6 protein-coding genes are annotated in these 12232 nt (G+C 51.6%); all 6 read left to right on the top strand.

Features of this window, described 5'->3' with window-relative positions:
• The first annotated feature begins 13 nt into the window (after positions 1 to 13).
• The gene (locus tag AR688_RS12460; RefSeq protein ID WP_068234031.1) at positions 14 to 1642 is read left to right on the top strand and encodes a BCCT family transporter; all 1629 of its coding nucleotides are present in this window, start codon (positions 14 to 16) and stop codon (positions 1640 to 1642) included.
• Between the two features lie 36 nt (positions 1643 to 1678).
• A complete protein-coding gene (locus tag AR688_RS12465; protein WP_068234034.1) occupies positions 1679 to 3562 on the top strand; it encodes a DUF294 nucleotidyltransferase-like domain-containing protein in 1884 nt (627 codons plus the stop codon).
• 2 nt (positions 3563 to 3564) lie between these two features.
• Positions 3565 to 4317: a 3'-5' exonuclease gene (locus AR688_RS12470; protein WP_068234036.1), complete on the top strand. Its 753-nt coding sequence runs from the start codon at positions 3565 to 3567 to the stop codon at positions 4315 to 4317.
• Between the two features lie 45 nt (positions 4318 to 4362).
• A complete protein-coding gene (locus AR688_RS12475) occupies positions 4363 to 5259 on the top strand; it encodes a DMT family transporter (RefSeq protein ID WP_231732048.1) in 897 nt (298 codons plus the stop codon).
• A gap of 121 nt (positions 5260 to 5380) precedes the next feature.
• A complete protein-coding gene (locus AR688_RS12480) occupies positions 5381 to 6241 on the top strand; it encodes a sulfotransferase family protein (protein WP_068234042.1) in 861 nt (286 codons plus the stop codon).
• Positions 6238 to 12232 (top strand): DUF4347 domain-containing protein (locus AR688_RS12485; RefSeq protein WP_156420293.1); only part of this gene is annotated, 5995 nt, incomplete at its 3' end. The genes AR688_RS12480 and AR688_RS12485, both read left to right, overlap by 4 nt.

Below are 12232 nucleotides of genomic sequence, written 5' to 3' on the forward strand. Positions count from 1 at the left end.
CAAGGATAACACCATGACAGATAACAAAGATCCGATGATACCGGACGGCAAGGTTAATCCTATCGACACGGATTACCAGATAGGCCAGGACAATATTCTGGTAAAGGTTGGCCCCTTTGGCCTGGATATTCATAACAGAGTATTTTTAATTTCAGCCCTGACAGTAATACTGTTTGTTGTGCTGACGATCAGCTTTAAACAACAGGCAGAGCCGGTTTTCAGCAGCATGCGCGGTTGGCTTACCGCAAACCTGGACTGGTTTTTTATCTCAGCGGCCAATGTTTTTGTACTGCTGTGTTTAGTTCTTATTGTATCGCCGCTTGGCAAAGTGCGCCTCGGTGGCACTGAAGCCACACCCGACTTTGGCTACGCCGGTTGGTTTTCTATGCTGTTTGCCGCCGGTATGGGTATTGGCCTGATGTTTTACGGCGTGTCTGAACCCTTATCGCATTTTAGCAGCGCTTATGCCGGGGTAAATATTGAAGATGGCGTGCGTGTTGACTGGGCGCCTCTGGGTGGCGCGGCCGGTGATGCCCTAGCGGCAGAGCGATTGGGTATGGCCGCGACTATCTACCACTGGGCCCTGCATCCCTGGGCAATTTATGCCATTCTGGCACTGGGGTTGGCGCTGTTTTCGTTTAACAAAGGCCTGCCGCTTACCATCCGCTCGGTATTTTATCCGCTGCTGGGCGAGCGTATTTGGGGCTGGCCGGGCCATATTATTGATATTCTGGCCGTTTTGGCCACCTTGTTTGGTTTGGCAACATCTTTAGGCTTAGGTGCTTCCCAGGCTGCAGCAGGCTTGCATTACCTGTTCGACTGGCCGCAAAGCAGCACAGTGCAAATATTGCTGGTGGTGGGTATTACGCTGATTGCGCTGGCGTCTGTGGTTGCCGGGCTTGAAGCCGGGGTAAAGCGGCTGTCTGAAATCAATATGATGCTGGCGGCAATGTTGCTGCTGTTTGTTATTATTGTGGGCCCTACGCTGGCCATCGCTACCGGTTTTGTGGCTAACCTGGCGGCCTATCTGCAGCATTTACCGGCTCTGGCCAATCCGCTTGGCAGAGAAGATGTTAACTTCTCTCAGGGCTGGACGGCATTTTACTGGGCCTGGTGGATCAGCTGGTCGCCTTTTGTCGGCATGTTTATCGCTCGGGTGTCGCGCGGGCGCACGGTGCGTGAATTTTTAATTTCGGTGCTGTTAATCCCCTCGCTGGCTTGTGTATTGTGGATGACCGTATTTGGCGGTACCGCCATCAGCCAGGTGGTGCAGCAAGGCTATGAAGTCGCTGTCGGTGCAGAACTGCCGCTACAGTTATTTGCTATGCTCGATGCACTGCCACTGGCACAAATCAGCTCCTTTATCGGTATTATTCTGGTGGTGGTGTTTTTTGTTACCTCGTCTGACTCCGGCTCGCTGGTTATCGATACTATTGCCGCAGGCGGTAAAGTAAACGCCCCTACACCGCAGCGCGTATTTTGGTGTACCTTTGAAGGCCTGGTGGCCATTGCGCTTATTTTAGGTGGCGGTTTAGTGGCACTGCAAGCCATGGCGGTATCTACCGGGTTTCCGTTTACGCTGGTGCTGCTGGCAGCCTGTGTGGCGGTGGTAAAAGGCCTGATGTCTGAGCCCAGAGCCTGATCCGGTGAACAATAAGCCCGACGGAAAACCAACACCATGGAAATAGAACAAATTGAAATACTGGAATTTCTGAAGCGGCATTCGCCGTTTCAGGAATTGCCCGAACCGCAGTTATTGCAGCTGGCACAAAGTATTGATGTTGGCTATTTCCAGGCTGGCAGCGAAATACTGCGTTTTAACGACCCCCTGCAGGCATTGCATTTAATCCGCAGTGGCGCAGTGGAAACCTTCCGCCGTAGCGGCGACTTATATAACCGCTTAAGCGAAGGCGGTATTTTTGGCGAACAAGGCTTGCTGCGTGGCGGCAAGGTTCGCTTTCCGGCTACCGCGCTGGAAGACACGTTAATTTACTTTATTCCCGACAACGTATTTCAGCAGCTATTTGACAGTAATGAGTTTTTTGCCGATTACGTTGAAGTGGGCGACACCGAGCGGCGCCAGTCAAGCAAAGCCGCCCGGCAGGCTAAAGCCGATTTGCTCAGTGTAAAAATAAGTACTCTGCTACAGCGCGAGCCGGTGTGTCTGGGCAGCAGTGCCAGTGTCTGGCAGGCTGCTAAAACCATGACAGAGCACAGCGTGTCCTGCCTGTTGATACTGCACGAAAACACCCCCGCTACACCTGATGTTGCAGCGCCCCAGCCGGGCACTCTGGCCGGTATTATTACCGACCGTGATATCCGCTCCCGCCTGGTGGCACCGGGTTTAAAATCAGAGATCAGTGTAAGCCAGATCATGTCAACAAAACTGGTTACGGTTGAACACCAGCAATATGTGTTTGAAGCTATGATGTTGATGCTGCGGCATAATTTACACCACCTGCCGGTGTTAAAACAGGCCAAACCGGTTGGCGTGCTGGCGTTGTCAGATATTATCCGTTACGAGTCGCAAAACAGCTTGTTTGTGGTTAGCAGTATTTTCCGCCAGCAGTCGGTAGAAGAGCTCAGCGCCCTTGGCAAAGATGTTAAAGCCTGCTTTGTACGCATGGTAAATGAAGACGCCAACTCGCAAATGATTGGCAGTGCTATGGCCGCTATCGGCCGCAGTTTTAAACAGCGCTTGCTGGAGCTAGCCGAGCAGCAACTGGGGCCGCCGCCGGTGCCGTACTGTTTTTTAGCCTTGGGTTCAATGGCACGCGATGAGCAGCTTATCGTAACCGATCAGGACAACGCACTGATCCTGGATAACAGCTTTATCGCAGAACAGCACGACGCCTATTTTCAGCAACTGGCCACCTTTGTTTGCGATGGCCTGGCCGCCTGTGGCTACAGCTATTGCAGCGGCAATATTATGGCTACCAACTCACAATGGCGCCAGCCACTTAACGTTTGGCAGCAGTACTTTACTGACTGGATAGAGCACCCCAGCGCCGAGCGCTTATTACACAGCAATATCTTTTTTGATTTAGACGCTGTCTGGGGCCAAACCCAGTGGGCCGACAAGCTTAACCAACTGATACTGGCCAAAGCCGCTGCCCGGCCGCATTTTTTAGCCTGCATGGTACGCAATGCGTTGCAGCGCACACCACCACTGGGCTTTTTTAAAGACTTTGTGATGGAAAACGACGGCAGGCAAAACAACAGCCTGAATATCAAACGCCGCGGCACCGCCCCCATGGTAGATTTAATCCGCGTGCATGCGCTGGCGGTTGGCTGTGGTGCCACTAATTCTTTCGAGCGGCTGCGCGATATTATTGCCGCTAACGTATTGCCCAAAGGCCGCGGCGAAGACTTACGTGACGCCTATGAAGTAATCGCCATGACCCGTATCCGCCAGCAAGCACTGGCATTACAGGCAGATGAAACGCCCGACAATAATGTTATGCCCGAGCGGTTATCTGAATTTGAGCGCAAGCATTTAAAAGAAGCCTTTTCGGTGCTGAGTAATGCGCAAAAATTCCTTAAATTTCACTTTAAGGCTTAGCCATGCTGTATCTGGGGCCATCTGCGTTAAAACACCGTGCCAGCACGCATCTTGAACACCACATTGATAACTGGCAGCAGTTTTACCAACAACAAGCGCACAGTGCCCGCCATCCGCTGCTTCGCCGCTTTTATCAGGCTGGCATGGTAAGCGCCGACACACCTTTACACGACGTGCCTTTACTGGCGCTGGATTTTGAAACCACCGGCCTTAACCCGGCCAACAACGGCATTGTCAGTATTGGTTTATTGCCGATGACACAGCAACAACTGTACAGCTCGCAAGCACGGCAATGGCTGTTAAAACCGCGCTTTGCCCTTAGTGATGAGTCGGTTACGCTGCATCGTATCACCCACTCAGATATTGCCGAAGCGCCGGATTTAACCGCCGTATTGCCAGAACTACTGCAACATATGGCCGGTAAAGTGATCGTGCTGCATTACCGCGGCATCGAGCGGCCTTTTTTAAATGCGGCCATCAAAGCCAGGCTGGGTGAAGGTATTCAGTTTCCGGTTATCGACACTATGGAGCTGGAAGCCAGGCTGCACCGGCACAAACCGCTAAGCTGGTGGCAGCAGCTGCGCGGGCAAAAACCTGCGTCTATCCGCCTGGCAGACAGCCGTTTACGTTACAACCTGCCAGCCTACCGGCCGCATCATGCGGTAACCGATGCGCTGGCCTGCGCCGAGCTATTACAGGCCCAGCTGGCCCACCGTTTTAGTGCAGACACAGCAGTAAGCCAGCTCTGGTGTTAACCATATAGCCACGTATAATCTGCGTTTTTATTCTGCGCAGGCTCTGTGACTTTGTCTTACGAATATATGGCGCTGGCCGCCGCCGCTTGTTGGGCTTTGGGCAGTTTGTTGTCGGCGCAGGCTTCTTCTCATTTAGGTGCCTTTGCTTTTACCCGCTGGCGTATGCTGTGCGCTGCCAGCCTGTTATGGCTGATAGCCGCCATTAGCGGTGGCTGGGCTACACTGGCGTTTAGCAGCTTTGGCTTGTTACTACTCTCCGGTGTGATCGGTATTTTTATTGGCGACACCGCCTTATTTGCCGCGATGAACCGCTTAGGCCCACGCCGCGCCGGTGTGTTGTTTGCTACACATTCACTGTTTTCTGTGGTGTTGGCGTATTTCTTTTTAGGTGAAACCTTATGGGGCTGGACACTGATCGGCAGCAGTTTGCTGATAAGTGGTGTGATGACAGCCATTTTCTTTGGCAAACGTAAAACCGAACTGCATGCCTGGGAGGCAAACCAAAGCCAGTTAACCTCCGGCGTGGCACTGGGCCTGCTGGCGGCACTGTGCCAGGCAGTCGCTACATTAATGTTAAAGCCGCTGATGGAAACTGACATAGACGCCGTAGCCGCTTCAGCAGTGCGCATGACCACCGCCTTTGTGCTGCATCAAATTATTTTTATGCTGGGTTTTAAAGTAGCACGCGCTTATTTGCCCATGAACAAAAAAGTATTCCTGCTGGTGCTGGCCAATGCCGCCCTTTCCATGGTGCTGGGCATGACACTGATACTGCAGGCATTAAAATACGGCGATGCCGGTTTAGTGGCCATACTGTCTTCGGTAAGCCCGGTGCTGGTGTTACCGCTATTGTGGCTGATATATAAACGCAGCCCGGCCACTGGCGCCTGGCTGGGGGCAGTGCTTACTGTGCTGGGTACAATGTTGATCTTGCTAAAATAAGCAACAGTAAATCCCGCAAAATTTGAAAAATAAAAATGAACCTAAACTGAACATATAGCTTGCGGCAAATGACTTCATAGCCCAGACTTGCCTAAAATAACTACAATAATGTGCTTTTCTGATGCCCCAACAGTTTCATTTTATCTCCGGCCTACCTCGCTCCGGTTCAACCTTACTGGCTGGTATTCTCAAACAAAATCCGCGTTTTCATGCTGCAATGAGCAGCCCGGTAGCAGGGCTGGTTAATGGTGCTTTAGAGCAAATGGGCGCGGCCAGCGAATCCTATTCGTTTTTTGATGAAGCAAAACGTAAGACGATTTGCAGGGCCTTGATCGATGCGTACTACGCCGATAAAAACCAGCCGGTGTTGTTCGACACAAATCGGCACTGGACAGCCAGATTGCACCAATTGGTCGAGTTGTTTGACGATTTTAAAGTGATTTGCTGCGTGCGTAATCCGGCCTGGATTATGGACAGTTTTGAAGCCATCTACCGTAAAAACCCTTTTGATTACAGCCGGATGTTTAGTGCCGCCTCACGCGGTACCGTGTATAGCCGGTGCGATTCGCTTATCAACGGTGGTGGCACTGTGGGTAGCGCATGGACTGCTTTGAAAGAAGCCTACTACGGCGAATTTTCTGATCGCTTGTTATTAGTGGATTACGACCTACTCACACAACATCCTGCGCGAACTATCGAGCTAATTTATCGTTTTATTGGTGAGCCGGTGTTTGAGCATGATTTTAATAATGTGAGCTATGAAGAGAGCGAATTTGATCAAAAGCTGGGAGTTAAAGGATTGCACACAGTGAAAAAGAAAGTGGAGTTCAAAACCCGTCGCAGTATTTTACCGCCTGATTTGTTCATTAAGTATCAGGAGATGGATTTTTGGCAGGATACCAAAGGTACTGCTGCCAATATCATTGCCAGTAAGAAAACACCGACGCCTTCTGCAAACAGCAATGGAAATTTACCATCATGAATAAAACACTCCTTACCAGCTTTTCCTCTCTGTTGTTGCCTCTGGGGCTATATGGTGTGCCGATGCAGACTGCCGGCACTTACCAACGCAGCTACCTGAGTACTGCAGGTGCAGGTTACAACCCGGCTTATTCTGACAATAAGCGCATCCTTTCACCTAAAACTGCACAGCGTCGGATTCTGGCAGAGGATGAGCTGGATATTGCCAGTGCCGTTCCTGTAAGTGAACTGGTAGTGATCGATTCGGCGGTGCCGGATAAACAGCAGTTTTATCGCGCGCTAAAACCGGGCGTTGATATTGTTGAAATAGAATCGTCTGCTGCGGGGCTTACGCAGTTGAAAGCTATTTTGGCGAATTATAAAAACCTTGCGGCGGTTCATATTGTGTCTCACGCCCGGGCCGGTAGTTTGCAGTTAGGCAATTCGACAATCTCCGCAGAAACACTTAAAACTGAAGTGGAAACTTTTGCTGCCCTCAATGGCGCAGTGCGCGAAGGTGGCGATTTACTTTTGTACGGTTGTGATTTGGCATCTACCGAAGCCGGTGAGGAATTGTTGGATATAGTGCAGCGCAATACCCATCTTGATGTGGCGGCGTCCAATGATTTAACCGGAAATATCCAGCAACAGGGCGATTGGGATTTGGAAATCCAGCGCGGCAATATTGAAACGGAATTGGCGTTTTCGGAAAAGGCGTTAAAAGATTTTTCGGGTGTGCTGGCGACCTATAACTTGCTCAACTTTACCTATAACGGAAACACTCCTGATGCGGATGTTCAACCTGGTAATCCAAGTCATTGCCCGGATAACAGTCCAAGCCAGAGCTATAATTACGGCTCGCTTTCGTCGGGTAACTACATTGCTTGCGGTTTCATGCACAACAATGGTTATAGCGGAACGACTGTTGCCTTAGCGAATTACTTTGGGGGCGATACCAATGCATTTTTAAAGACAACTGGCCTTGCAGTTGCTCAGGAAACTGTCAGCGGTACAAATCATATTGAAGTGCGCAGAAGCAGCGGTGCTTTTCAGCTGGCCAATGTTGTTGCGGGCGAGTTTCCTGGCAGTCACACTTTTAGTAGCGTGAAGGTAATAGGTTATGTCTCTGGTGGAGGGACTATTGAATCAACAGCCATTACAAGCGATACGGGTGCTGCAAATACTTTTACTTTTATGTCTGGAAGTCAGCTGGAAAATTTTGTCGGCGTGAACTTAACGAAGTTTCGTTTGGCTTTTGTCAATGCGGGTGGATCTAATCTTACCTACATGACACTGAATAGTTTTGAGGCTGAGCCAGCTGATAATACAGGCCCAACCATCAGTGCCATTTCTAATCAGAATATAGTTTCAGGCGGCAACACCGGCGCACTTGCCTTTACCGTCGGTGACAACTATACGCCGGTGGCTAGCATCAATGTTACTCGCGCCAGTTCCAATACCACCGCAGTGCCTCTGAATAATGTCGTGTTGGGAGGGAGCGGTGCAAACCGCACTGTAACGGTTACAGGGGCATCCGTTGGAACTTCTACAATTACCATTACTGCTACAGATCGGTCTGGCAATGTCACCAATCGAACATTCGATGTTGTTGTTTCTGCCCCCGACGCTACCCCACCCGAAGTAACCTCTGTTAACTCCAGCACTGCCAATGGCACCTACAAAGTAGGTGATGCAATTAGTATTCAGGTCAACTTTGATGAATCTGTGACAGTGACCGGCACGCCTCAATTGACACTGGAAACCGGTACTACCGACCGGGTAGCGAGTTGCGCGAGCGGCACCGGCACTAGCATGACCTGTACCTACACAGTTCAGGCGGGTGACACTACAACTGATTTGGATTATGTGGCGACCAATTCGCTGGCCTTGAACGGCGGTACAATACGCGATGCTGCGGCTAACAACGCAACCCTGACGCTGGCAAGCCCGGGGGCAGCCAATTCATTAGGTGCCAATAAAGCGATTGTTGTCGATGGTGTCGCACCAACTGTGAATAGCGTTAGCGTTCCTGCGAACGCAACCTATATCGCAGGTCAAAATTTAGATTTCACTATTAATTTCAATGACAATGTGACGGTCAATACCGGAGGCGGTACACCACAATTATCCATTACTGTTGGCGCGACAACTCGTCAAGCAACCTATCAAAGTGGTTCGGGAACCGGTGCTTTATTATTTCGTTACACCGTTCAAGCGGGAGAGTCTGATTCCAATGGTATTGCTGTCGGCACTTTGAGCGTGAATGGCGGTACCTTGCGAGACTCCGCTTCTAATGATGCTAACCTGACTCTCAATAGTGTGGGGGCAACAACCTCGGTATTAGTTGATGCAACTGCGCCAGCAGTTACGTCCGTCACTGTTCCGGCTAATGCTACTTATACCGCAGGACAAAACTTGGACTTCACCATTAACTTCGGTGAAAACGTCACCGTCAATACCGGAGGCGGTACACCACAATTATCCATTACTGTTGGCGCGACAACTCGTCAAGCAACTTATCAAAGTGGTTCGGGCACCGGCGCATTATTGTTCCGTTACACCGTTCAAGCGGGAGAGTCTGATACAGATGGTATTGCTGTCGGCATTTTGAGCGCAAATGGCGGTACCTTGCGAGACTCAGCGTCTAATGATGCTAACCTGACCCTCAATAGTGTGGGGGCAACAACCTCGGTATTAGTTGATGCAGCCGCCCCCAGCGTCACCAGCATCGCCCCCAGCGGTTCGCCGGCAGCCAATGCGGCAAGCATGGACTTTGCGGTTACTTTTGATGAGTCGGTAAACAACATTTCGACTGATGACTTCGCACTGGTTACGACGGGAACGGCGGCAGGCACTATTGCCAGTGTTTCGGCAGTGTCAGGCTCCACCGTAAACGTCACAATTAGTACCATTAGTGGTACCGGCACGCTAAAGCTGAACTTAAACGGTTCAAGCAATATTGCCGATGCGGCTGGCAATGGTATAGCAGCTTACAATAGTGGCACTTCCCACAGTGTGGATCGCGATGTGCCTGCTGCACCGTCTACACCAGACTTGGACGCAGCTTCTGATACCGGAGTATCCAATACCGATAACATCACCAGCGACAATACCCCAACCTTTACCGGCACGGCAGAAGCCGATGCCACGGTGACAGTGATTTCGTCGCTGAGCGGAACTTTGGGTACTACGACGGCGGATGGCTCCGGCGACTGGAGTTTTACCGCTGGCGTTATGGTCAATGGCAGCCACAACATTACCGCCACGGCAACTGATGCGGCGGGTAATGCCAGCAATGCCTCAGCGGCGTTAACTATCACAATAGATGGCCCGGTTACCGTCACCTCGAATGCTGACTCAGGTGCCGATGCGACTATCGATGGCAGCCTGGGGGTTGATTTAGTCGATGGTGGCGGCCTGTCTCTGCGTGAGGCGCTCAATTATGTAGCGGCTAGCGGTACCGTTGATTTTGCTGTCGGATTGAACGGAACCACTATCACCCTGGGCGCGCCTTTAACCATTCCTGCGGGCATTACGATAGATGCAGATTCGCTGGGCACTGCCACTATTACCGGCAGTACTTTCACGCTGGCGGGCAGCCTCAGCGTGACCAATGGCAGCGGTGACCGGTTAACTTTGGGCAGTGAATTGAGCGGTGCGGGCGCTTTAACCAAAACTGGTGCTGGCCGCTTAATCCTGACGAATACAAACAACAATGGTTACAGTGGTGATGTCACTGTCACAGCGGGTGAATTGTGGATTGGCAGCGATAGTGCTTTCTCTACAGGAACCCTCACCCTGAATGGCGGTGTTCTGGGCAATAACATGGCCAGTTTTAATCTGGATAACCCCATAGTGTTGGGTGCCAGCGGTGGTGGCGTTCAGGTATTGAGCGCGGCACAAACGCTGACATTGTCGGGCAATATCAGTGGCAGCGGTGCTTTGAGTAAAACCAGTGGCGGTAATTTAACACTAAGCGGGACTAATAGTTTCTCCGGCGGTTTATCTGTTTCCGGCACCAATGGTGTGACAGTGACAAATTCGGCTAACCTGGGTTCTGGTGCAGTCACGATCAATGCTTCCAGCCTGTTAACCCTTACCGGTAGCGCACAGACAATTACTAATGCCATTACGCTAGCCGGTGATGCCACTATCAGCAATGCCAATGTGATGACTCTGGCGGGTGTAATCAGCGGCACAGGTGGTTTGACTAAAGCCGGTGGAGGCAACTTAACCCTCAGTGGCACCAATACAGCAACAGGGGCGATCAACGTTGCTGCAGGCAGTTTAGTACTCTCTGGCGGTAGCGCCGTTGCCGATACAGTCCCGGTGACGGTCGGCGCAAGCGCAACCCTGAGCTTGCCGGCTGGTAACGAAACCATTGGTTCCCTTGCAGGCGCCGGCAATGTCGTGTTGAGTTATCGTTTAACCACCGGCGGTGACAACAGTAGCACAACGTTCTCGGGGGTTATTTCTTCTACAAATGCGTCCGGCATTACCAAAAATGGTAGCGGCACTTTCAAACTCACAGGTACCAATAGTTACACGGGTTCAACTCAAGTGTCTGCAGGCAGTTTGATCGTGAATGGTTCCAATTCTACCAGCTCTGATTTGACGGTCGCATCGGGCGCAACCCTGGGTGGGGTGGGTACCGCGCCGGGTGTCGTTATCAGCAGCGGCGGCAACCTGGCGCCGGGTGATTCGGGTATCGGCATTCTCTCTATTGCTAACGGATTAACGATAAATTCCGGTGGTAATCTGGTATTGGATATTGCCGGTACTGCGGCAGGAACGCAATACGATCAGGTAGATGTGACAGGTACAGTATCGCTGTCGGATGCCAACCTCACAGCTACCCACAGCTATGCAGCTGCCAATGGTGACAGCTATACAGTGATTACCAATGATGGCGCCGACGCGATTAGCGGCACCTTCTCCGGTGTTGCTGAAGGGGGTGTCATCGTGGCAGGCGGAAACGCCAGCAATTTAATTGCGAGTTATGTGGCCGGAGATGGCAATGACAAGACCCTGACCTTTACCCTGTTACCCGGTGCACCTACCGGCGTTACCGCTGTGGCGGGCAATGGTTCCGCAACCGTGACCTTTAGTGCACCGGCCTCTAATGGCGGTTCAGTCATTACCGGCTATACCGTTACAGCCAGCCCTGGCGGTATTACTGCAACAGGTGCCGGTTCACCCATTACTGTTGTCGGGTTAACCAATAGTACGGCCTATACCTTTACTGTTACGGCAACCAATGCCACCGGTACCGGTGCAGCGTCTGCGGCATCAAACAGCGTCACACCACTACAGCCTAATCAGGCGCCAACCATAGCAGGTACGCCAGTGTTGAACGTGCCTCAGGGGAACGCTTACAGCTTTATCCCTACCGCCAGCGATGCGGATGGTGGCACTTTGACGTTTAATATTGCAAACAAACCGGTCTGGGCTAGTTTCAGCACCTCTACCGGCGCCTTAACCGGCACGCCAGCGGCAGAGCATGTAGGTGCTACTGCAGGTATCGTGATCAGTGTATCTGACGGTAGTTTAACGGCCGCACTGCCTGCTTTTAGCCTTACCGTCACGGCTGTCAACGCCGCCCCAACTATCAGCGGCACAGCGGCAAGCTCAGTTAATCAGGGTGAGGCCTATAGCTTTACCCCGATGGCAAGCGACGCGGATAACGATACGCTAATCTTTAGCATTAGCAATAAACCAGTCTGGGCCAGTTTTGATACGGCAACCGGCACCTTAACCGGTACGCCACTCAAAGAACATGTCGGTAGCACCAGCGGCATTGTAATTAGCGTGTCTGATGGCGAGCTTTCTGCTGCACTGCCGGCGTTTAACCTGCAGGTGGTCAATGTTAATGCAGCGCCATCTGCCATTGATGACAGCTTCACTCTGCCGTTTAGCATGGATGGCTTCTACCAACTGGATGTGCTGGCTAACGATACAGACCCGGACGGCGACAGCCTGACCATTACGGCCGCTAAAGCCAGTATTGGTCTGG

Source organism: Rheinheimera sp. EpRS3 (assembly GCF_001513785.1).
In the GTDB taxonomy this organism is placed as follows: Bacteria; Pseudomonadota; Gammaproteobacteria; order Enterobacterales; family Alteromonadaceae; genus Alishewanella.